The sequence below is a fragment of the Streptomyces sp. RerS4 genome (genome assembly GCF_023515955.1).
Lineage (GTDB): Bacteria > Actinomycetota > Actinomycetes > Streptomycetales > Streptomycetaceae > Streptomyces.
In genome coordinates this window covers 1426985-1450016 of the sequence record NZ_CP097322.1, presented here as the reverse complement: position 1 = coordinate 1450016, position 23032 = coordinate 1426985, and the positions used below count along the sequence as shown (strand labels likewise).

The window sequence follows — 23032 nt, the reverse complement described above, 5'->3', positions numbered from 1 at the left end:
GTGCCTGACGTCGTCATGCGCGAGGGAGCGCTCAGCGGGACCCGGATCGCGGTCCTGGTCGAGAGCGACTTCTACGAGCCGGAGATCTTCTACTACCGGCACCGGTTCGCCGAGGAGGGCGCCCGGGTCGACTTCCTGACCCGGCTGTGGGGCAACGACTCCATCACCTTCTCAGGCCACGAGTACCGGGCGCCGTTCACCGCCGACAAGTCCCTGGAGGGGATGGACGACGAGGAACTGCGCCGGTACGCGGCGATCATCGTGCCCTCCGGCATGGTGGCCGACCGGCTGCGCTACACCGAGGACGTCGACGTCCTCGCCCCGGCGACGGAGCTGCTGCGCCGGGCCTTCGAGGAGCCGACCGTCCTCAAGGGCATCATCTGCCACGGCATGTGGCTGGCCGCGTCCATCCCGGGCAAGGTCCGCGGCCGCAAGGTCGTCTGCCACAACAACCTCATCGGTGACGTCCGCAACATGGGCGCCGAGTACGTCGACGAGGACGTGGTGGTCGACGGCGACCTGGTCACCGGCCGCTCCGGCGCCCACCACCACCTCTTCGCCCGGCGCCTGATCGAGCTGATCGCGGCCGGACGGGGCGGGCGGGCCGGCTGATGGCGGGGCCGATGGTCTGGTCGCACGTCGGTCTCAACTGCGCCGACCAGAAGACCACCGAGGACTTCTACACCCGGTACTTCGGCTTCACCCGGGCCCGGGTGGTCGACCTCGGGGAGAGCCGGATCGTGTTCCTGCGCAAGGGGGACGCGTACCTGGAGCTCTTCGCCGCCGACACCGAGCCGGCCCGCACCGCGCACGACGACGGTCCGCCGGCCCCGGGCCGCATCCGCCACCTGGCCTTCCAGACCGACAGCGTCGACGGCTTCCTCGCCGAACTCGGCGACGCGGCGGACGTGACCCTGGGCCCGCTGGACTTCGACGACTTCATCTGCGGCTGGCGGACCGTGTGGCTCCGCGATCCCGACGGGGTGATCGTCGAGGTCAGCCAGGGCTACGCGGACGACAGTTCCCACGACGACAAGGACGGTGCATGACATGGCGGGCTCACCCGGCTTCTCCTTCTCCGACACGATCGCGGGCTACGTCGTCCGCTTCGACTCCGGCTCCCGGCTCCTGACGCTGAAGACCTCGGACGAGCGCGCCTTCGAGATCTCCCTCGCCGGAGACCCGAGCGCCGAGCTGGTCCGCAACCTGGACGAGCCCTACATCGACGCCTCCGGGCACATCGACGAGATGCTCTCCCCGGGCCGCTTCCTCTTCGCCTACGGGGTCCACTACCCCGAGCGGGGCGGTCGCTTCGAGGCCAAGCGCCTGGTGTTCCTGGGCCGCGGGGCCGAGGACTACCGCTTCGAGGAGTCCGGCTGGTGGATCCGCCAGATCGAATCGCTGGCCGACTTCTACAGGCGCGCCCAGTTCGGCGACGGTCCGGTGGACTTCACGCAGTACCGCACCGAGATCCGCCTCGGCGGCGACAAGACCGCCAGCCACGTCCAGGAGACCGACACCATCTCCCGCCTGGTCTACGGCATGGCCTCCGCCTACCTGCTGACCGGCAAGGACGAGTACCTGGAGGTCGCCGAGCGCGGCACCGAGTACCTGCGCAAGCACATGCGGGTCGTGGACAGCGAGGAGGACGTGGTCTTCTGGTACCACGGCATCAGCGTCGACGGTGACAGCGAGCGCAAGCTCTTCACCTCGGAGTTCTCCGACGACTACGACGCGATCCCGATGTACGAGCAGATCTACGCGTTGGCCGGCCCCATCCAGACCTACCGGATCACCGGCGACGTCCGGATCAAGAACGACGCCGACGCCACCATCCGCCTCTTCGACAAGTTCTTCAAGGACCCGGAGCAGGGCGGCTACTTCTCGCACATCGACCCGATCCTCTTCAGCGCCGACCACGAGTCGCTCGGGGAGAACGCCGAGCGCAAGAACTGGAACTCGGTCGGTGACCACGCGCCCGCGTACCTGATCAACCTGTACCTGGCGACCGGCGACCAGAAGTACGCCGACTTCCTGGAGTACACGTTCGACACGATCGCGGACAGGTTCCCGGACTACGAGAACAGCCCCTTCGTCCAGGAGCGCTTCTTCCGCGACTGGTCGCACGACAAGGCGCACAGCTGGCAGCAGGACCGCGCGGTCGTCGGCCACAACCTGAAGATCGCCTGGAACCTGATGCGCATGAACTCGCTGAAGGCCAAGCCCGCCTACGAGGAGCTCGCCCGCAAGATCGGCGAGATCATGCCGGCCGTCGGCAGCGACGTGCAGCGCGGCGGCTGGTACGACGTCGTGGAGCGGGTGAAGGCCGGGGACGAGGAGACGTATCGTTTCGCCTGGCACGACCGCAAGGCCTGGTGGCAGCAGGAACAGGCGATCCTCGCCTACCTCATCCTGAACGGCACCGTCGGCGGCGACGCGAACCTGCGCGAGGCCCGCCAGGCGCAGGCCTTCTACAACACCTTCTTCCTCGACCACGACGAGGGAGCCGTCTACTTCAACGTACTCGCGAGCGGTACTCCGTACCTGCTCGGCACCGAGCGGCTCAAGGGCAGCCACTCGATGTCCATGTACCACTCGGCGGAACTCTGCTACCTCGCCGCCGTGTACAACAACCTGCTCATCAACGGCCGGGAGATGGACTTCCACTTCCAGCCGGACCCCACCGACCTGCCCGACCGCACCCTGCGGGTCTCACCCGACCTGCTGCCCGCCGGTTCGGTGCGGATCGCGTCCGTGGAGATCGACGAGAAGCCGTACGAGGAATTCGACGCGGACGCGCTCACCGTCCACCTCCCCGACGTCCAGGGCCGGGTCAAGGTCAAGGTCCGGCTGCGGCCGGTGGCCAAGAAGTAGCGCTCAACGGGGGGCGCCCCAATCAGAGGGGAAAGCGATGACTCTCACCATCAAGGAACGCCGGAACAAGTCGGGCACCGTGCTCGTCGCCACCGGCGAGATCAACAGCGAGACCTCCGGCTCCCTGCTGGAGTCCCTGCTGCCGCTGGTCCGCGAGGGCCGGCCGCTGCGCATCGACCTGACGGCCGTCACCTACGTCTCCAGCGCCGGGCTGCGCACGCTGCTCGTCGTCTACCGCGAGGCGCAGCACGCCGGCGTCGCCGTCACCCTGTACGGGGTGAGCGAGGAAGTCCGGTTCGTCATGTCGGCCACGGGCTTCCTGGACTTCTTCGAGACCGGCGAGGCCGCGGCCGCCGCCGTCCGGTCCAAGGTCGCGCGATGACCGAGGCCCGCTCCGAGCAGGTGCTGCGCGTGGACGCGTACCCGACCCACGAAGTGGGCGGGTACCGCGTCCGCGCGGGCAAGCCGTTCCCCTTCGGGGCCAACGTGGTCCCCGGCGGGGTCAGTTTCTCCGTCTTCTCCGACCAGGCCACCTCCATGACCCTGGTCATCTACAAGCGCGGAGAGCCCGAGCCGATGGCCGAGCTGGAATTCCCCGAGGAGTTCCGCACCGGCAGCGTCTTCGCCATGACGGTCTTCGGACTCGACCACGAGAACATCGAGTACGGCTACCGGGCCGACGGCCCCTTCGACCCGGCCACCGGGCACCGCTTCGACGCCCGGCAGGTCCTCTCCGACCCCTACGCGCGGCTGATCGCCGGCCGCGACGTGTGGGGCGTGGAGCCGGACCGCAGCCGCGGCTACCAGTACCGCTCGCGGGTGTGCCTGCAGGACTTCGACTGGGGCGACGACACCCCGCTGCGGATCCCCGCCGAGGACCTCGTCGTCTACGAGGCCCACGTGCGCGGCTTCACCCGCCACCCCTCCTCGGGCGTCACCGCGCCCGGCACCTTCGCGGGGCTGCGCGAGAAGATCCCGTACCTGAGGGAACTCGGGGTGAACTGCATCGAGCTGCTGCCCGTGTTCGAGTTCGACGAGAGCGACAACCCGCGCTCCAACCCGGAGACCGGCGAGAAGCTCTACGACTACTGGGGCTACAACACCGTCTCGTTCTTCGCGCCCAAGGCCGGCTACGCGGCCACCGGACGCTACGGCATGCAGGGCGACGAGTTCCGCACCCTGATCAAGGAACTGCACGCCGCCGGCATCGAGGTCATCCTCGACGTCGTCTTCAACCACACCGCCGAGGGCAACGAGCAGGGCCCGACCATCTCCTTCAAGGGCCTCGACAACGCCACGTACTACATGCTCACGCCCGAGGGCTACTACTTCAACTTCAGCGGCACGGGCAACACCGTCAACTGCAACCACCCCGTCGTGCGCAACTTCGTGCTCGACTGCCTGCGCCACTGGGTCGCCGACTACCACATCGACGGCTTCCGCTTCGACCTCGCGGCCATCCTCGGCCGGGCCCTGGACGGCACCCCGCTGCCCAACCCGCCGCTGCTGGAACTGCTCGCCTTCGACCCCGTCCTGCGGCACACCAAGCTGATCGCCGAGGCCTGGGACGCCGGCGGACTCTACGAGGTCGGCAACTTCCCGGCGTACGGCCGCTGGGCGGAGTGGAACGGCAAGTACCGCGACACCGTGCGCAGTTTCATCAAGGGCGACCCCGGCCTCACCGGGGAACTCGCCACCCGCATCGCCGGCTCGCCGGACCTCTACACCGGCCGCGGCACCTCGGCGTCGGTCAACTTCCTGACCGCGCACGACGGCTTCACCCTGGCCGACCTGGTCTCGTACAACGACAAGCACAACGAGGCCAACGGCGAGGGCAACAACGACGGCGGCAACGACAACGCCAGCTGGAACTGCGGCGCCGAGGGGCCGACCGACGACCCGGAGATCAACGCGCTGCGCACGCGCCAGATGAAGAACGCCCTGGCGATCCTGCTCACCAGCCAGGGCATCCCGATGCTGCTGGCCGGCGACGAGGTCGCGCGCACCCAGCAGGGCAACAACAACACGTACTGCCAGGACAACGAACTGTCCTGGTTCGACTGGGACCAGGTCGACGAGAACGCCGAACTGCTGCGGTTCACCCGGGAGATGATCTCCTTCCGCAAGCACCACCGCGAGCTGCGTTCCACCTTCCACCCCACCGGACGACTCCGGGACGGCCTCGGTATGCCCGACATCAGCTGGCACGGGGAGCGGGCCTGGCAGCCCGACTGGTCGGCGGAGAGCCGCCTGTTGGCGGTGGCCCGCTGCGGCACCGGCGACGAGGACGTGGTGTACGTGGCCATGAACTCCCACTGGGAGTCGCACGACCTGGAACTGCCGGCGCTGCCGGGAGGCCGCAGCTGGCACCTCTTCGCCGACACCGGCGCCCTGGCACCGTACGACATCCGCACCCCGGGTGCGGAGAGCCCGCTCGACAACGCCGGGAAGTACCTGATCGGCCCGCGCTCCGTCGTGATCCTGGTGGGCCGCTCCGACGCACCCGAACCACGGGACGGCTGAGCCGCCCGAGACGCCCTGACCGAAGGAGACCTGACATGCCGCTTTCCGTGGCCCTGAGCATCGAGGGCGACACGACCGTGATCGAACTGACGGGCGAGCTGGACGCCAAGACCGCTCCGGACTTCCACCAGACCATCGAGAAGGCCGCCGGACACGGCACCGGCACCGTCGAGATCAGGATGGCCGGCGTCGGCTACATGGCCAGCGCCGGACTGCGCTCCCTGGTCTTCGCCCAGCAGAAGGTGGCCAGCGGCGTCACCATCAAGGTGGTCGGAGCCATCGAGCCCGTGTCCCGGACGATCCGCACGGCCGGGCTCGACCGCAGCATCCAGCTCTCCGATGGCTGAGCCCACGGGCCGGCCCGACGGTGACTGACATGGTGGGACTGGCCAGGCGGGCCGCCGAAATGCAGGTGCCCGCCACGGTGGGGGCCCTGGGCGAGATCGCCGCCTTCGTCCTCGGCCTCGCCGGCCGGGCGTGCCTGGGTACCCGGGCCACGTACCGGATCCGACTCGCCGTGGACGAACTGGCCACGAACATCGTGATGCACGGGTACCGGGGCGGCGACGGACGGATCACCGTCCGCGGCCGCTCCGGTCCCGAGGGGGTGCGGATCGTCATCGAGGACACCGCACCCGCCTTCGACCCCGTCGAGGGCCGCCTCCCGCCGTGCCCGGGGCTGCCCCCGGAACGGCGCAGGATCGGCGGCCTCGGCATCCACCTGGCCCTGACCAGCGTGGACACGTTCACGTACACCCGTAGGGACGGCCGCAACATCAGCACGCTGACCGTGAACGCCGAGGGGACGGACCCATGCCCTCCACGACCGTGATCATCCTCGACGAGTACCCGCCGCCCCCGCCCGAGCTGCTCGACGCGCTCCGGGCGATGGACGCCGAACTCGTCCCCCGCACCCTGCGGGAACTGCGCGACGGCCCGCAGGAGGCGCTCCCCGTCGCGGACGTGCTGCTGGCCCCCGCCGAATCCGACGGGGAAGCCGTACGGGCGGCGGTGCGCCGACTGCGCCGCCGGTTCGGCGGGACCGTCGTGACCGTGTGGACCGTATCCGACTTCGTGGCCCTGGAACGGCACGTCCGCCTCGGCCACGACTACCTCGTCCCGCCCTTCCTGCCCGCCCTCGTCGGGGCCCGACTGCTGAGCTGCTCGGAGCGCGCCGGACTCGGCCGCACCCTGCGCGAGGCCGACGCACGCGCCGAACTCACGGCCTACGAGAAGGAACTGGAGATCGGCCGCGAGATCCAGGCCGGTTTCCTGCCCGAGTCGCTGCCCGTACCCGCGGGCTGGGAGATCGACGTACGCTTCCGGCCCGCCCGCCAGGTGGCCGGGGACTTCTACGACGTCTTCGAGCTCTCCCGGGGCCGCAGGCTCGCGGTCGTCGTCGCCGACGTCTGTGACAAGGGCGTCGGCGCCGCCCTGTTCATGGCCCTCATCCGCTCGCTGCTGCGGCACACCGCCGAGAACAGCGGCCTCCAACACCTGATGGCCTCGGCCCGCGCCGGCGCCGGCCGCCGCACCCCGGTCGTCGGCGCCACCCCCCTGCTCAACGCGGTCACCGCGACCAACGGCTACCTCACCCGCAACCACCTGCGCCAGGGCTACTTCGCCACCCTGTTCTTCGGCGTCCTGGACCCGCTCACCGGCAGCCTCGTCTACATCAACGGCGGCCACAACCCGCCCCTGCTCCTCTCCGGGGACGGAGCCCGACCCCGGCCGCTGGACGTGACCGGGCCCGCCGTCGGCGTCCTGCCCGACTGCGTCTACACCCTCGGCTACGCCCAGGTGAACCCGGGCGACACCCTGTTCGTGTTCACCGATGGGGTACCCGAGGCGCGCTGCCCGGACGGCGACTTCCTCGGCGACGAAAGGATGCTCGAACTGCTCGGCGGCCCCCCGGCGAGCGGTCGGGACCTGGTCGACCGGATGGACCGGGCGGTGCGCGAGCACACCGGCATCGCCGAACAGCACGACGACGTCACCATGCTGGCCCTGCACCGGCCACGCGCGGCGCGGGGGCCGCACGCGGACAGTGCCGGGTACCGGGTGGTGGCGTGATGACACGGACCATCGTGGTGCACTCGCACCGCGGCGGCACCGGGAAGTCCTCGGTACTGGCGAACCTCGCGCTGCTCCTGGCAGCCGGGGGGAGCCGCGTGGGGATGGTCGACACGGACCTCCAGTCGCCCACCCTGGACCTGCTCTTCCGACTCGGCCCCGGCGCGGGGTCGCTGGCCGACTACCTGCTCGGTCGTGGCGAGATCGAGGCCGCGGCCCGGGGCACCGGAATCCCCGGCCTGTACGTCGTACCGGCCCGGGGCGGTCCGGAGGACCTCCGGGAGCTGATGGCCACCGGGTACGACGTGGGACTGCTGCCGGAGGGCTTCGACCGGCTGGCGGAGCACCACGCGCTCGACGTCCTCCTGTTGGACACGCACGCCGGGCTCAACAACGAGTCGGTGACCGCCATGGGCAGCGCCGACGCCGTGCTGATCATGGCGAGGGCCGACCGCGTCGACCTCTCCGGGGTCGAGGAGACCCTCGCCCTGACCGGCCGGCTGGCCTGCCGGCGCGCTCTGGTGCTGAGCATGGCACCCGAGGGCTTCGACCGGGAATCCGTCCGAAGGCGGGCTGAGGAGGTCTACGGCGCACCGCTGGCCGGAATTCTCCCGTACGTACCCGAAATGGCGACGCTCTACGGCGAACGCATATTCGCGGAAGCACTTCCCGACCACCCCCTGGTCGGTGAATTTCGCTCGATCCTCTGGGCGTTGGACGCACGTGACGAAGTATCACGCGCCTGACGCCACCCCCTTACGCCCCCTGCGGGGGGCGTGTTGAATCGGCAGCGAATCAGAACAAGGAGAGAGTCATGAAGATTCTCGTCGTCATGACGGCAAAGGCCACGCTCCATCTGCTGGACGGGGAAGAGCACCCCTCGGGATTCTGGGCCGAGGAATTCGTGGTCCCCTACACGACTTTCCGGGCCGCCGGCCACACCGTCGACGTGGCGACGATCGGGGGCCGGGCCCCCACGGTCGACCAGACCAGCATCGACCCCCGGTTCCTGCGGTGGGTCCGTCCCGAGGGCTCGCCCGACGAGGACGCGGCCAACGCGGCCGAGTACGTCCGCGTCATCGAGTCCACCCCCCAGCTCCGCGACCCCCTCGCGGTGGAGTCCCTCGGCGAGAAGGACATCGCCGAATACGACGGCGTCTACATCAGCGGTGGTCACGGGGCCATCGGCGACCTGCCCAAGTCCGACGAACTCGCCCAGGTCCTGCGCTGGGCCATCGCCCAGGACAAGCCGATGGCCACCGTCTGCCACGGACACACCGCACTCCTCGCGCTGCGCGACGGCGAGGGCCGCTGGCCCTTCGAGGGCTACCGGATGACCGCCTTCTCGCACTCCGAGGAGCTGGTCACCAACATGGCGGGCCGGCTCCCCCTGATCCTGGAGGCCGAGCTCACCAGACTCGGCGCCCGCTACGAGAAGGCCGACACGATCTGGGACAGCCACGTCGTCGTCGACCGCAAGCTCACCACCGGCCAGAACCCGTACTCCTCCAAGGCCCTCGCCGAGACGTTCCTACGGCAGCTCGACGAGCACGGCTAGGGCGTGCCTCTCGGATCAGGCCGGATCAGGGAGCGGTGGTCGGTGCCGTGCATCGCAAGGCGGAGGAGGGAGTCGACGCGGAGCGTCGGCGACCGACGACAACGCGGCGAGGCGCGGTGCCGACCACCGCGAGCCCGGCGTGATCCGAAAGACACCCCCCAGCCCCCGCACTCGACACCGGAAGGTGCAGCCATGACCAAGCGCGTGCTGAAAGACCGGCCCCTGGCCAACCCCGGGAAGCTGTTCATCGGCGGCAAATGGGTCCCCGCCCAGGACGGCCGCACCACCCCGGACATCAGCCCGGTCGACGGACAGGAGATCGTGCCCGTGGCCCAGGCCACGGCGGCCGACGCGGACGCGGCCGTGGCCGCGGCCCGCACGGCGTACGAGGAAGGTCCGTGGAGCAGGCTCTCCGCCCAGGAGCGCGCGCTGCGGCTGAACCGCGTCGGCGAACTCATCGAGCGCGACCTGGAGGAGATCGCGCTGCTGGAGACCGTGGACATGGGCAAACCGTTCGCCTTCTCCAGCACCGTCGACGCCCCCATGGCGGCCCAGCTCATGCACTACTACGCCGGCGCCGTCACCCGCGTCGACGGCTCCTCCCGGGCCCCGGCCGGCGGACAACTCGCCTACACCCTGCGCGAACCGCTGGGCGTGGTCTGCGCCATCACCCCCTTCAACTTCCCGCTGCTGCTCTCCATGACCAAGATCGCCCCGGCCCTCGCGGCGGGGAACACGGTCGTCCACAAGCCCTCCCCGGCCACCCCGCTCACCGCCCTGAAGATCGCCGAACTCTTCCAGGAGGCGGAGATCCCGGACGGCGTGTTGAACGTCGTCACCGGTCCGGGCGTGGAACTGGGGGAGACCCTCACCGGCCACCCCGACATCGACAAGATCGCCTTCACCGGTTCCACGGCGGTCGGCCAGTCCATCATCCGCAAGTCGGCCGGCACCCTGAAGAAGGTGACGATGGAACTGGGCGGCAAGTCCGCCAACATCGTCTTCGCCGACGCCGACCTCGACGCCGCCGAGGAACTCGCCTTCTTCGGCATCTACTACAACAAGGGCGAGATCTGCACCGCCGGCTCCCGCCTGCTGCTGCACCGCCCCATCCACGACGACATGGTCGAACGCCTGGTCCGCCGGGCCGCCGCCCTCAAGCCCGGCGACCCGCGCGACCCCGAGACGCTCTTCGGGCCGCTCGCGCACCGGGGCCAGTTCGACAAGGTCAGCTCCTACATCGAGGTCGGCGAGAAGGAAGGCGCGCTCCTGCGCACCGGAGGCACCGCCTGGACCCCCGAAGGCGCCTCCAGCCAGGGCCTGTACTTCCTGCCGACCGTCTTCACCGGCGTCGACAACGCGATGCGCATCGCGCAGGAGGAGATCTTCGGACCCGTCCTGTCGATCATCCCCTTCGACACCGAGGAGGACGCCGTACGCATCGCCAACGACAGCGCGTACGGCCTGGCCGCCGGCGTCCACACCAAGGACCTGCGACGGGCCCACCGGGTCGCCTCGCAGATCAAGGCGGGGACGGTCTGGGTCAATTGCTACAACCAGTACGACCCCTCCGTGCCCTACGGCGGCTACAAGGCCTCCGGCTACGGCCGCGAGTGCGGGCCGGAATCCCTGGAGAGCTACACCCAGACCAAGTCGGTCTGGATCGGAATGGACTGACGTCCGGCCGCGGCCGGACCGGCGGACGAGGAGCCCCCATGCGCACAGGCGTCATCGGCACCGGGCGGATCGGTTCGACCCTCGCGAGGATCCTGGTGGCGGCAGGCCATCCGGTGGTACTCGCCAACGCGCGCGGACCGCGCTCGCTGGAACCCCTGCTGGCCGAACTGGGACGGACGGCCTCGGCGGCGCACCCCGTCGAGGCCGCCGCCCGGGCCGACCTCGTGGTGCTGATGGTGCCCTTCGCGGGCGTGCGGGGACTGCTGCCCCCGCACGTGGTGCAGGACAAGGTGGTGGTGGACGCCACCAACGCCTTCGGCGCCGCGGGCGTCCCCGCCGACTTCGGCGACCTCGCGTCCAGCGAACGGGTCGCCGAGTGGTATCCCGGCGCCCGCATCGTGAAATCCCTGAACACCATGCATTTCGAAACCCTCGCCGTCGCCGGAACGGACCCCGCCCGGAAAGGGCCGGAGCGGCTCGCACATTTCACGGCGGGCGACGACGCGAAGGCGAAGGAAATCGTCGCCGGGGTCATCGAGGATCTCGGATTCGCCCCCGTCGACACCGGCCCGCTGCACTCCGGAGGAATTCTCCAGCAGCCCGGCGGTCCCCTTTTCAACCGGCCGCTCACGGAAGCGCAGGCGCTCGCATGGATCTGACTCGCATGGATCTGACACTGCACGTCAACGGAAGACCCGAGACGTTCTCGGCCCCGCCGAACGAACTCCTCGTGGAACGGCTGCGCGACGGACTCGGCCTCACCGGCACGAAGGTCGGCTGTGACACCGGCCAGTGCGGGACCTGCGTCGTCCGCCTCGACGGGAAGTCCGTCAAGAGCTGTCTCGTCCTCACCGCGGCGGCCGCCGGCTCCGAGGTGACCACCATCGAAGGCGTCACCACCCGGGGTGGGGAACTGACCGGCCTCCAGGAGGCCCTGCGCCAGGAGCACGGCACCCAGTGCGGCTTCTGCACGCCCGGCATGGTCATGGCCCTCGGCGAACTCGTCGACGACGCCGAGGGCAAGGACGCCCCCACCGAGCCCGAGATCCGCGAGTGGCTCACCGGCAACCTGTGCCGCTGCACCGGCTACCACAGCGTCGTCCGCGGCGTGCAGCGCGCCTGCGCCGCGAGCGCCCAGGCCGCTGCCCAGGTCACAGCCCCGGCCGGACAGGAGGGGTGAGGCGGATGACCGCAGTGACGGGGGAGAGCGCCGTGACGCAGGAGGCCACTCAGACATCGCAGGCGCGGACCCCGCGGGAGCACACCGTCCTCGGCCTGCCGCTCGACATCCGCGAGGATCCGCGGCTGCTGCGCGGCGAGGCCATGTACGTCGGGGACATCGACCTGCCGCGCACCGCGCACATGGCCATCCTCGGCAGCCCGGTGGCCCACGCCAGGATCCTGTCCATCGAGACCAAGGCCGCCGAGCAGCTGCCGGGCGTCCTGAAGGTGGCCACGGCCGCCGACTTCCCGGACGTGATGCCGCTGCCCTGCATCTGGATCCCCGGTGGCGTCGAGAGCCACTTCCCGCCCCACCCCTACGGACTTCCCGGCGCGCGCCCGGTGCTCACCGGCGACACCGTCCGCCACGTCGGCGACGCCATCGCCGTGGTCGTGGCCGAGACCGCGCGCCAGGCCACCGCGGCGCTGGCCGCCATCGCCGTCGAGTACGAGCCGCTGCCCGTGGTCACCCGCGCCGACGAGGCCCTCGCCCCCGGCGCGCCCCGGCTGCACGAGGCCGTCCCCGGCAACCTGAACGCGTACTGGACCTGCGGCGACAAGGAGCGCACCGACGCGGCCATCGCCGCCGCCGAGGTCACGGTGGAGCTCGACCTCGTCAACCAGCGCACCATCAACAGCCCCATGGAGCCGCGCGGCGCGGTCGGCGACTACGACGCCACCACCGGCGAGTACACCCTCTACGCCTCCACCCAGGGCCCCCACAACCACCGCTTCCTGCTCTCCGCCCTGGTCCTCGGCATCCCCTTCAACAAGCTCCGGGTGATCGCCCCCACCGTCGGCGGCAGCTTCGGCACCAAGGGCTACCTGTACCCCGACATGGCGCTCGTGCTGCTGCTCTCCAAGGCCCTCGGCCGGCCCGTGAAATGGGTGGACACCCGCACCGGGCTGATGAACTCCACCGTCCAGGGCCGCGACCACCGCCAGCACGTCACCCTCGCCGGCACCCGCGACGGCCGCATCACCGCCGTCCGCTGCACCAGCCACGCCAACCTGGGCGCGTACCCCTCCACCATCGGCCCCGGCGTCGCCACCGCCCTCATGGGCCGTTCCATCTCCGGCATGTACGAGATCCCGGCCGCCTTCTGCGAGGTGTACGCGGTCTTCACCAACACCGTCCCGCTCGGTGCCCAGCGCGGCAGCGGCCGGGCCGAGGCCGCCTTCCTGATGGAACGCCTCGTCGACCGCTACGCGCGGGAGATCGGCATGGACCCGGCGGAGGTCCGCCGCAGGAACCTGGTGCCGAAGGACAGGTTCCCGTACGACAACGGACTCGGCTGGACCTACGACTCCGGCGACTACCTGCCGAACCTCGACCGGGCCCTCGAACTGTCCGGCTACGCCGACATGCCGGCCCGCAAGGCCGAGGCCCGGACGCGCGGCAAGCGGCTCGGCGTCGGCCTCGCCACGTACGTCGCCGTCTGCGGGGTCGGTCCCTCCACGCGGATGTCCAAGGAGGGCATGCTCGGCGGCACCTGGGAGAGCGCGAACATCCGCGTCCACCCCACCGGCGAGGTCACCGTCACCGTCGGCTCCGCCTCCACCGGCCAGAGCCACGGCACCGTCTTCGCCCAGGTCGCCGCCGACGAGCTCGGCATCGACCCGGAGCAGGTGCAGGTCCTCGAAGGGGACACGCGGAAGGCCCCGTACGGGCAGGGCACCTACGGCTCCCGCTCGTACAGCATGGCCGGGCCCGCCGTGGCGCTCACCGCCCGCAAGATCAAGGACAAGCTGGTGAAGGCCGGCGCCGTGCTCCTCGGACTGCCCGAGGAGCAGGTCGTCTACGCCGGCGGCAGGGTCCACGAGCGGGGCGACGAGGAGAACGGCAAGACCTTCTCCGAACTGGCCATGGCCCTCTGGTACGGCTGGGGACTGCCGCCCGAGATCGAACCCGCCCTGGACGAGACCACCCACTTCGACCCGCCGGAGTTCAACTACCCCTTCGGCAGCCACGTCGCGGTCGTCGAGGTCGACGAACTGACCGGCGAGACCGAGGTGGTGGCGTACACCGCCGTGGACGACGCGGGGAACATCGGCAACCCCAGGATCGTCCACGGACAGATCGAGGGCAGCATCGTCCACGGCCTCGGCCAGGCCCTCATGGAAGCCGCCGAGTACGACGAGAACGGCATCCTCGTCAGCCGCGACCTGGGCCACTACGCCCTGCCCCGCGCCGCCGACGTGCCCTTCTTCACCCTCGACAAGACGGTCACGCCGTCCCCGCACAACCCGCTCGGCGCCAAGGGGGCGGGCGAGATCGCCACCGTCCCGCCGGCCGCCGCAGTCGTCAACGCGGTCGTCGACGCCCTGAGCGACCTGGGCGTGCGCCACATCGACATGCCGCTCACCCCCGAGAAGGTCTGGCGCCTGCTGCGAGGAGGAGACCGGTGATCCTCACCGAGATCGACTACGCCCGCCCCGCCGGGCTCGACCGGGCCCTGAGCCTGCTCGCCGACCGGCCCGGAGCCCGCCTCCTGGCCGGCGGCCAGAGCCTGCTGCCGGAACTGCGCGCGGCCGGCCCCCGCCCCGACGGCGCCGCCGACCCGCTGCTGGTCGACGTACGGGGCCTCGCGGAACTGCGCGGCATCACCCGCGAGGGCGCCACCCTGCGCGTCGGCGCCCTGACCACCCTCGCCGAACTCGCCGCCGACCCGCTGGTGGGGCGGGACGCGCCCGAACTGGCCGCGGCGGCCCGCGCCAACGGCGACCCGCAGGTGCGCAACCTCGGCACCGTCGGCGGGAACCTGGCCGTCACCGGCCGGCCCACCGACCTGCCCGTCGCCGCCATCGCCGCCGGCGCGCTCGTGGAACTGGCCGGCCCCGCCGGACGGTCCTCGGTGGCGGCCGAGGAGTTCGCCGCCTCCGGGCCGCCGGTGAAGACGATGATCACCGCCCTGCTGGTGCCCGCCGCCGGCCCGGCCGGCGCCTTCGAGAAGACCGCCGACCGGGCCACCCGCTACCCGCTGTGCGCCGCTGCCGTACGGATCACCCCCGACGGACCGCGCATCGCCGTCACCGGAGCCACCGCCCGCGCCCTGCGCCTGCGCGGGGTCGAGGAACGGCTGCGCGGCGGCCCGTGGACCACCCGGGAGGTGCTCGCGGCCTTCCGCGCCGAACCCCGGGACCTGTTCGTCCCCGGGCGCGGCACCTCGGCCGAATACCTGGGCCATCTCGCGGGCGTCCTCACCGCCCGCGCGCTGGACCGGGCGGGGGCCGGGACCGCCTGATCGGCCGCCCGCGCGGGCGGCCGGAAGCAGTGGAGGAGACGCAGTGCCCGAACAGAGCAAGACCCCGACCACGGGGGACGACGTACGACCCGGTCGCGGCGCGCCCGCCGCGACCGGCCGGAGCGGATCGACCGGGTTCCGGGTGGTGGGCGCGGTCCTCGTCCTGCTGATGCTCTCCTCCTCCGTCCCCTCCGCCCTCTACGTCCTCTACCAGCAGAGATGGGGCCTGTCCTCGGGCGCCGTCACGGTGGTCTTCGCCCTCTACGCCGTCACCGTGCTCGGGGGACTGCTGCTGTTCGGCTCCCTCTCCGACACCGTGGGGCGCCGCCCCGTCCTCGGGGCCTCGCTGGTCCTCGCGATCGTCTCGATGGGACTGTTCGCCGGGGCCGACGGGCTCGGCCTGCTGCTCGCCGCCCGCGCCGTGCAGGGGCTCGCGGTGGGCCTGGCCACCGGGGCCATGGGCGCGGCCCTGCTCGAACTCACCCCGCCCGCCAGACCCGCGCTCGGCGCCCAGGTCAACAGCGCCGGCCCGACCGTGGGGATCGGCCTCGGCGGGCTCGGGGCGGGCCTGCTCGTCCAGTACGCGCCCGCCCCGACGGTCCTCAGCTACGTCCTCCTCGCGGGGGCCTTCGCCCTGGCCCTGGTCGGGGTCGCGCGCATGGCCGAGAGCGCCCCCGGCGCGGGCGGCCGGCTGCGGGTCGTACCGCACCGGATCCGGGTGCCGGCCGCCGTGCGCGGGCGGTTCGCGGTGCTCGCGCTGACCATCGTGGCCGTCTGGGCCGTCGGCGGCTTCTACCTCTCGCTCGGCCCGCACCTGGCGCTGTCCCTGCTCGGCAGCACCAACTACCTGGTCGGCGGGGCCACCGTGGCCCTGCTCGCGGGCGCCGCCACCGCGGCCCAACTCCTGCTGGGCCGCACCCCACCGCTGCGCACCGCCGTGCTCGGACTGCTCGGCCTGCTGTCCGGGCTCGCGCTGGTGCTCCTCGCCCTCGGGCTCGGCTCGGCGCCGCTCTTCCTGGCCGCCACCGCCGTGCTCGGCAGTGGCTGGGGCGCCGCCTTCCTGGGCGCCTTCCGCGCGCTCAGCACCCTCGCCGCGCCCGAGCACCGGGGCGAACTGACCGCCGCCGTCTACGTCTTCGCGTACCTCGCGATGAGCGTCCCGGCCGTCCTGGCCGGCACGCTGACCACCATCCACGGCCTGCAACGCACCTCGGTCGGCTTCATGGTCGCCGTCGCCGCGGTGTGCGCGCCGGCCGTGTTCGCGACCCTGCGGCTGGCCTCCCGCACCAGGGCCGAGGGGAGCACACCATGACCACCGGGGAACAGACCGGCGCGCCCGCACGATCCACCGTCAAGGAACTGCGCACCGCCCTCCAGGAGTTGGAGATCTTCGAGGCGATCACCGAAGAGCAACTGGACTGGCTCGTCTCGGTCTCCGAGCCGCGCGTCCTCGCCGACGGGGAGGTGCTCTTCCGCGACGGCGAGGAGGCCACGGCCTTCCACGTCCTGCTGTCGGGCGGGCTCGTCGTCACCAAGGTCGTCGACGGCCGCGAGGAGGTCCTCACCCGGCACTCCACCGAGGAGGAGAGCGCCGCCGCCGAGGACCACGACGGCAAACCCTCCGCCGCCCACCGCTTCACGGGCGAGCTGCCGCTGCTCACCGAGGGCTCCTACGTGGCCACCGCCGCCGCGAGCGGCCCCGCCACCACCGTCGTCGCCTACCCCCGGCCCGTCTTCTTCGAGATGCTGACCCGCTGCCACGGTGTGGCGGCCGTCCTGCTGCCCGTACTGGCCTGGCGCATCAAGTCCTCCGAGGTGCAGGCCCGCAAACGGGCCACCGTCGAGGCCCTGGGCACGCTCGCCGCGGGCCTCGCGCACGAGCTGAACAACCCGGCCGCCGCCGTGGCCCGCGCCGCGCAGGAGCTCGTACCGGCCCTGGACCGGCTGACCGCTTCCGCGTACGCGTGGGGCGCGGTCGCCACGGACGCGGAACGCGCCGTGCTCGACGCGGTGGTCCAGGAGCTGGACCGGCTGCCGCCACCCGCGACCACCGACCCGCTGGCCCAGTCGGACGCCGAGGAGGAGATCGCCGACTGGGCCGAGGACGCCGGGGCCGAGCGGGCCGGGCTCCTCGGCTCGGGCGCCGCCGACCTGGGACTGGATCCGGCCTGGTTGCCGCGCCGGCTGGCGGGGCTCGGCGGGGCCGCCCTGCCGGCCGCCCTCGACCACCTCGCGGCGCTGCTGGAGGCCCGTTCGCTGGCCGCCGAGCTGCGCGCGGCCGGACCGCGGATCTCCCAACTCGTCGCCGCCACGCGCGACTACGCGAACCTCGACCGGGCCCCCGAACAGCGCTTCGCGGTCACCGACGGCCTGGAGAACACCCTGGTCGTGCTGCGCTCCAAGCTCGGCGGCATCACCATCGTCCGCGACTGGGAACCGAACCTGCCCGAACTGACCGGCTATCCGGGCGAGTTGAGCCAGGTGTGGACCAACCTCGTCGACAACGCCGCCGAGGCCATGGAAGGCGCGGGCGTCCTCACCCTGCGGGCGCGGACCGAGGGGGTGTGCATGGTCGTGGAGGTCGTCGACACCGGCCGCGGCATCCCCGAGGACGTCCTGCCGCGCGTCTTCGAACCCTTCTACACCACCAAGGACGTCGGGAAGGGCACGGGTCTGGGGCTGCACCTCACCTACCGGATCGTGACCCAGCGCCACCGGGGGTCGATCACGGCCCGCTCCCGTCCGGGCGAGACCCGGATGGTCGTACGACTGCCCCTCGCGCAGGCGGCACCCGGCTGCGACGTCCCCGAGGACGACGTCGAGGCCGGCCCCATCCGCACCACTCCCATCCGTACCACCGTCACCGGCACCACCGTCACCGATTGAAAGGCAGTCGAACATGGCCAAGTACGACATCTCCACGCTGCACCCGGTCTTCGTCCGCCAGATGGAGGCGCTCGCCGCCCTGGACATCGAGGCGGTGATGAAGAACTACACGGACGACGCCGTCCTGCTGCGCTTCGAGGGCGCCTCGGTCGGCATCGACGCCGTTCGGGAGACGTTCACCGGATATCTCACGGTGAAGCCCACGCTGGTCGAACTCCAGGAGTACATCGAGACGGAGGACACCATCTTCTACCGGGCGATCATGAACCTGAACGGAATCCCGGAGCACGCGTTCGGGACACTCGTCGTCCGCGATGGCCGGATCTGGCGCCAGACCGCCGGTTTCGGCGGCTGACCGTCCTTTCATGGGTAGCTTGTGCGGGGAGGGCGCGGAAACGCCCTCCCCGCACGCGCAATGAATCGGTGAAGGGGAGGTCATGGAACAGGAAACCAACCGGGTCGAAGCGTTCAGCGACGGCGTATTCGCCATCGTGATCACCATTCTCGTACTGGAATTGGAGGTTCCGAAGGAAGGCGGAACCGAACTGTGGCACGGACTGTGGGAACAATGGCCGCACTACGCCGCCTATCTCGTCAGTTTCCTCATCATCGGCGTGATGTGGGTGAATCACCACACGATCTTCAGTCACCTCAAGCGGGTCGACCGCCCCCTGTTGTTCCTGAATCTCCTGGTGCTGATGGTGGTATCGGTGATTCCCTACACGACCAACATCCTCGCCGAGCACCTCACCGATGAGGATTCGGCCAATGTGGCCGCCATCCTCTACAGCGCGTGGACCGTCGTGTACGCTCTCGCCTTCCTGGCGTTCTGGTGGTACGTCACCCAGGTCGGCCACCTGTTCCACGAAACGGTGGACAAGGACGGCGCACGGGCCACGCGCATGCGATTCGGACTCGGGGCGGTCGCCTACCCCTTGACGGTCGTCCTGTCCTTCTTCTCCGCACCACTCACTCTCGTCGCACACTTTCTGATCGCGCTCTACTATGCGGCGAACCAGATCCCGATCCCACTCGTGGTAGAGGAAGAGCGGCTCGAATCTGCCAGCGACCTCAGGAAGTAGCCGCCCGGGTCTACGGCCGTTCTGCGCGGTCAAGTAGGGTCAAGGATCTAGTCTGGTCGCGGGGGAGGCCCAGATGACTCGCGTAGTCCTGCCGGAGGATTCCACGAAGGAAATCTCCGATTTGATCGACGTACTGATCTCGCTTTTCTTCGAATCCTTACCCCGGCGGGACCAGCGAAACTGGGCCCGCGTTTATCTGAACGGCCTGGTACGGACCAGCGGGAAGAAAACAATCCGTAACATCGCCGGAACCGGCGCGAGTTCCGTCGAGCAGAGCCTCCAGCAGTTCATCAGCAAGTCGCCCTGGGACTGGACCCCCGTACGTCGCTCCCTCGCCCGACACCTGGAACGCACCGCGCAACGCCCCCTCGCGTGGGTGGTCCAGCCCATGGTCATCGAGAAGGCCGGGGACCGCTCCGTCGGCGTCGGCCGGCAGTTCGTCCCCCAGCTCGGCCGCACCGCCAACTGCCAACAGGCGGGCGGCATCTGGCTCGCCTCCAGCGAGGCGAGCTTCCCCGTCGAATGGACCCTCACCCTCCCCGGGCCCTGGACCAGCGAACTGCTGCGCCGCCGACGGGCCGGCATACCCGACACCGCACGCTCCCTGACCCCCGCCCAGGACGCCGTGCACGCGGTACAGCGCATGGCGGCGACCTGGCAACTCCAGCGCCGCCCCGTCGTGATGGAGGTCGCCAACGCCGATCTCCCGCAGACCGTCGAGGCCTTCACCCTCCAGGACATCCCCTTCGTCCTCAAGGTCGACGGCACCCTGCCCGTCTCCTTCGGAGGCGCCGGCCGCCACAAACCGGGCCCGCACACCGCCCCCGCCCGCGAACTGATCGACTCCCTGCGCTCCCAGCGACGGGTCGTCGAATGGACCCGCCACGGACGCGCCGAGGGAGCGGTCACCCTGCTCACCTCCGCCGGCATCCTCACCACCCCCGCCGAGGACCGGCCCGTGCCCGCGCCGCCCACCCCCCTGCTCCTCGTCGGCGCCTGGACCGAAGCGGCCCTGATGCCCTCCGAGTTCTGGGTCACCAACATCGGCGACCGACCCCTCGCCCAGCTCTTCCTGCTCGCCAAACTCACCGACCGGGTCGCACTGGACTTCACCGAGACCTGCGAACCCGTCGGCATCCGCGACTTCGAGGGCCGCTCCTTCCGCGGCTGGCACCACCACGCCACCCTCGCGAGCGTGGCCCACGCCGCCCGGCTGCTCAGCGGCGGCGGCTCCACCGCCGACCCGATGACCCTGCCCACACCGACCCGCTACCGGACACCCGTCACACCCACCCCGGCGGCCGCCGTCCTGCCCCCGCGACCGCTCATCCCCGGGCAGTCCGCGCGCCGCGAGTACATCCGCTGATGCTCGACCGGCGCCTCGCCGGCCGACGACGACGCCTTCGCGGCGGGGCCGACCCGCGGCGGACCCGGACGTGCTGGTCACCCCGCTGCGAGGACGTGACCCGGTGCCTTCCTCGGGCACCGGGTCACCGTCTGTGACGCCCGGCGCCCGGACGCCCGTACCGCCGTGCCCGCCGCGCCGGGCGGCGTCTCCTACCCCATGTTCGACTTCACGTGGTCGATGATCTCGCGGAACGCGTCGGTGGGGGAGAAGTCCACGTAGTCCACATCGGTCAGGGCCAAGGGCACGTGCCCCGGCGACCAGTAGAAGGCCTGGCCCGCCTCGTACACCTCTTCGCCGCCCTTCGTCCGCATCATCAGACGGCCGGAGACGAGGTAGCCCCAGTGCGGGCACTGGCACATGTCGTCGGGCTGACCCTTGACCGCCTCCGTGAGGTCCGTACCCTCCGGGAGGTGCACGAAGGCCGCGGTCATCTCCCCGCCGATCTCCCGCATGCGCAGTTCCACTCCGCCGCCCGCCAGGGCGACGGGGGTCTCTTCCCGTCCGAGCGCTGTCGACATGGCTCCTCCAAAGTCACCCTCTCGGCCCCCTCCCTCCAGTCTGGTCCGATCCCCCCGCCCGCGCCGGGCGGGGCCGGTCCCGGGCCGGGACCGAGGTCTGGTAGGAAAAGACCAGCGGGCCCGGAATGTCCTGGACGATCAGCCCGGACGGTGTGAACCCCCGGTCGTGGGAGAATGAAGTACGTGCGTTTCCTCGGCTGCCCTACCTGTCGAGGCCATAGCAGGATCCTTCGATCGACTGGGATGTTCAGCACGTGCGTTTCCTCAATGACCTGAAGCCGCCGTACGACCTGACGTACGACGATGTGTTCATGGTGCCGAGCCGCTCCGCGGTCGGTTCCCGCCAGGGCGTCGACCTGTCCTCGCCCGACGGAACCGGCACCACCATTCCGCTCGTCGTGGCGAACATGACGGCCATCGCCGGCCGCCGGATGGCCGAGACCGTCGCCCGCCGCGGCGGCATCGTCGTCATCCCCCAGGACATCCCGATCGAGGTCGTCACCGACGTCATCTCCTGGGTCAAGACCCGCCACCTCGTCCTCGACACGCCGATCACGCTGGCGCCCACCCAGACCGTCGCCGACGCGCTGTCGCTGCTGCCCAAGCGCGCCCACGGCGCCGGCGTGGTCGTCGACGCGGACAACCGCCCGATCGGCGTCGTCACCGACCACGACCTGACCGGCGTCGACCGCTTCACCCAGCTCTCCGAGGTCATGTCGAGGGAGCTGCTGCTCATCGACGCCGACATCGACCCCCGCGAGGCCTTCAACCGGCTCGACGCCGGCCACCGCAAGCTGGCCCCCGCCGTCGACAAGGACGGCAGGCTCGTCGGCATCCTCACCCGCAAGGGCGCCCTGCGCGCGACCCTCTACACCCCCGCCACCGACGCCAACGGCAAGCTGCGCATCGCCGCCGCCGTCGGCATCAACGGCGACTTCGTGCAGAAGGCCAAGCAGCTGCTCGACGCGGGCGTCGACACCCTCGTCATCGACACGGCCCACGGCCACCAGGAGTCGATGATCAACGCGATCAAGGCCGTCCGCGCGCTGGACCCGCAGGTCCCGATCGTGGCCGGCAACATCGTCGCCGCCGAGGGTGTCAAGGACCTCATCGACGCCGGCGCCGACATCATCAAGGTCGGTGTGGGCCCCGGCGCCATGTGCACCACCCGCATGATGACCGGCGTGGGCCGCCCGCAGTTCTCCGCGGTGCTGGAGTGCGCGGCCGAGGCCAAGAAGTACGGCAAGCACGTCTGGGCCGACGGCGGTGTCCGTCACCCGCGTGACGTGGCGATGGCGCTGGCCGCCGGCGCCTCCAACGTCATGATCGGCTCCTGGTTCGCCGGTACGTACGAGTCCCCGGGCGACCTCCAGCAGTCCGCCGAGGGCCGCCTGTACAAGGAGTCCTTCGGCATGGCGTCGGCGCGCGCCGTGCAGAACCGCACGTCGGAGGAGTCCGCGTACGACCGTGCCCGCAAGGGCCTGTTCGAGGAGGGCATCTCCACCTCGCGCATGTTCCTCGACCCGGCCCGTCCGGGCGTCGAGGACCTGATCGACTCGATCATCGCGGGCGTGCGGTCCTCCTGCACCTACGCGGGCGCCGGCTCCCTCGCCGAGTTCGAGGAGCGCGCGGTCGTCGGCATCCAGTCCGCCGCCGGCTACGCCGAGGGCAAGCCGCTCCACGCCAGCTGGAGCTAGTCCTTCCCCGTCCGTGGCCCCGGTCCCCGCCCCTGCGGCGGGGTCGGGGCCACGGGCGTATCCGGGTCCGGGCGCCGTTCGACCGGTCGGCGCAGGGCGGTGGCGGATACGCCCGCCACGTCCGCCACCAGCCGGTCCACGGCCGCCACCAGGGGCCCCGCCCCCCTGGCCGGCAGCCTCGGTCTCCCGCAGCAGTGCCGGCACGGCGGCCCGCCGACCCGACCCGCTGTCGGGGCGGACGCAGTCGAGCGCCGCCCGCAGCGGCCCTTC

Annotated in this window: 22 protein-coding genes; 21 read left to right on the top strand and 1 reads right to left on the bottom strand. The window is 71.0% G+C overall.

Translation table 11 applies throughout. The features are described from left to right. The 20 genes from M4D82_RS06575 (at position 1) to M4D82_RS06480 (ending at position 20505) form a co-directional block, all read left to right on the top strand. A complete protein-coding gene (locus M4D82_RS06575; protein WP_502988881.1) occupies positions 1 to 612 on the top strand; it encodes a DJ-1/PfpI family protein in 612 nt (203 codons plus the stop codon). An 11-nt stretch (positions 613 to 623) separates the two neighbouring features. Continuing rightward, complete coding sequence (locus M4D82_RS06570) at positions 624 to 1049, top strand: VOC family protein (protein WP_249765139.1); 426 nt, start codon at positions 624 to 626, stop codon at positions 1047 to 1049. Between the two features lies 1 nt (position 1050). Then, positions 1051 to 2874, top strand: coding sequence for an AGE family epimerase/isomerase (locus M4D82_RS06565; protein WP_249765138.1), 1824 nt, complete (start codon positions 1051 to 1053; stop codon positions 2872 to 2874). A 37-nt stretch (positions 2875 to 2911) separates the two neighbouring features. After that, positions 2912 to 3256, top strand: a complete 345-nt coding sequence (locus M4D82_RS06560; RefSeq protein WP_249765137.1) for an STAS domain-containing protein — start codon at positions 2912 to 2914, stop codon at positions 3254 to 3256. Then, positions 3253 to 5397, top strand: coding sequence for a glycogen debranching protein GlgX (gene glgX, locus M4D82_RS06555; protein ID WP_249765136.1), 2145 nt, complete (start codon positions 3253 to 3255; stop codon positions 5395 to 5397). The genes M4D82_RS06560 and glgX overlap by 4 nt, the downstream gene beginning before the upstream one ends. Positions 5398 to 5432: 35 nt before the next feature. Then, positions 5433 to 5744 carry an STAS domain-containing protein gene (locus M4D82_RS06550; RefSeq protein ID WP_249765135.1) on the top strand — a complete coding sequence of 104 codons (312 nt, stop codon included), beginning with the start codon at positions 5433 to 5435 and terminating at the stop codon, positions 5742 to 5744. A gap of 29 nt (positions 5745 to 5773) precedes the next feature. Beyond that, positions 5774 to 6229 (top strand): ATP-binding protein, encoded by a 456-nt coding sequence (locus M4D82_RS06545; protein ID WP_249765134.1) that lies wholly within the window; start codon positions 5774 to 5776, stop codon positions 6227 to 6229. Next, entirely contained in the window at positions 6211 to 7470 is a 1260-nt protein-coding gene (locus tag M4D82_RS06540) for a PP2C family protein-serine/threonine phosphatase (RefSeq protein ID WP_249765133.1), read from the top strand. The genes M4D82_RS06545 and M4D82_RS06540 overlap by 19 nt, the downstream gene beginning before the upstream one ends. Next, the gene (locus tag M4D82_RS06535; protein WP_249765132.1) at positions 7470 to 8216 is read left to right on the top strand and encodes a MinD/ParA family ATP-binding protein; all 747 of its coding nucleotides are present in this window, start codon (positions 7470 to 7472) and stop codon (positions 8214 to 8216) included. The genes M4D82_RS06540 and M4D82_RS06535 overlap by 1 nt, the downstream gene beginning before the upstream one ends. Positions 8217 to 8284: 68 nt before the next feature. Then, a complete protein-coding gene (locus M4D82_RS06530) occupies positions 8285 to 9028 on the top strand; it encodes a type 1 glutamine amidotransferase domain-containing protein (RefSeq protein ID WP_249765131.1) in 744 nt (247 codons plus the stop codon). 192 nt (positions 9029 to 9220) lie between these two features. After that, positions 9221 to 10705, top strand: a complete 1485-nt coding sequence (locus tag M4D82_RS06525; protein ID WP_249765130.1) for an aldehyde dehydrogenase family protein — start codon at positions 9221 to 9223, stop codon at positions 10703 to 10705. A 38-nt stretch (positions 10706 to 10743) separates the two neighbouring features. After that, positions 10744 to 11364 (top strand): NADPH-dependent F420 reductase, encoded by a 621-nt coding sequence (locus tag M4D82_RS06520; protein ID WP_249765129.1) that lies wholly within the window; start codon positions 10744 to 10746, stop codon positions 11362 to 11364. A gap of 5 nt (positions 11365 to 11369) precedes the next feature. Further along, positions 11370 to 11885, top strand: a complete 516-nt coding sequence (locus M4D82_RS06515) for a (2Fe-2S)-binding protein (RefSeq protein WP_249765128.1) — start codon at positions 11370 to 11372, stop codon at positions 11883 to 11885. A gap of 5 nt (positions 11886 to 11890) precedes the next feature. Next, positions 11891 to 14335 (top strand): xanthine dehydrogenase family protein molybdopterin-binding subunit, encoded by a 2445-nt coding sequence (locus M4D82_RS06510; RefSeq protein WP_249765127.1) that lies wholly within the window; start codon positions 11891 to 11893, stop codon positions 14333 to 14335. Continuing rightward, positions 14332 to 15171 carry an FAD binding domain-containing protein gene (locus M4D82_RS06505; protein WP_249765126.1) on the top strand — a complete coding sequence of 280 codons (840 nt, stop codon included), beginning with the start codon at positions 14332 to 14334 and terminating at the stop codon, positions 15169 to 15171. The genes M4D82_RS06510 and M4D82_RS06505 overlap by 4 nt, the downstream gene beginning before the upstream one ends. Before the next feature lie 43 nt (positions 15172 to 15214). Further along, positions 15215 to 16483: an MFS transporter gene (locus M4D82_RS06500; RefSeq protein ID WP_249765125.1), complete on the top strand. Its 1269-nt coding sequence runs from the start codon at positions 15215 to 15217 to the stop codon at positions 16481 to 16483. Further along, a complete protein-coding gene (locus M4D82_RS06495) occupies positions 16480 to 18057 on the top strand; it encodes an ATP-binding protein (protein WP_249765124.1) in 1578 nt (525 codons plus the stop codon). Before M4D82_RS06500 ends, M4D82_RS06495 begins: the two co-directional genes overlap by 4 nt. A 13-nt stretch (positions 18058 to 18070) precedes the next feature. After that, the gene (locus M4D82_RS06490) at positions 18071 to 18412 is read left to right on the top strand and encodes a nuclear transport factor 2 family protein (RefSeq protein WP_249765123.1); all 342 of its coding nucleotides are present in this window, start codon (positions 18071 to 18073) and stop codon (positions 18410 to 18412) included. An 82-nt stretch (positions 18413 to 18494) separates the two neighbouring features. Continuing rightward, positions 18495 to 19139, top strand: coding sequence for a TMEM175 family protein (locus tag M4D82_RS06485; protein WP_249765122.1), 645 nt, complete (start codon positions 18495 to 18497; stop codon positions 19137 to 19139). A gap of 73 nt (positions 19140 to 19212) precedes the next feature. Then, the gene (locus tag M4D82_RS06480; protein WP_249765121.1) at positions 19213 to 20505 is read left to right on the top strand and encodes an IS701 family transposase; all 1293 of its coding nucleotides are present in this window, start codon (positions 19213 to 19215) and stop codon (positions 20503 to 20505) included. A gap of 191 nt (positions 20506 to 20696) precedes the next feature. Here M4D82_RS06480 and M4D82_RS06475 read toward each other — a convergent pair whose 3' ends face one another. Then, a complete protein-coding gene (locus tag M4D82_RS06475; RefSeq protein ID WP_249765120.1) occupies positions 20697 to 21065 on the bottom strand; it encodes a cupin domain-containing protein in 369 nt (122 codons plus the stop codon). A 254-nt stretch (positions 21066 to 21319) separates the two neighbouring features. On the opposite strand from M4D82_RS06475, the gene M4D82_RS06470 reads away from it, so the two are divergent. Continuing rightward, a complete protein-coding gene (locus M4D82_RS06470) occupies positions 21320 to 22762 on the top strand; it encodes a GuaB1 family IMP dehydrogenase-related protein (RefSeq protein ID WP_249765119.1) in 1443 nt (480 codons plus the stop codon). Positions 22763 to 23032 lie beyond the last annotated feature (270 nt).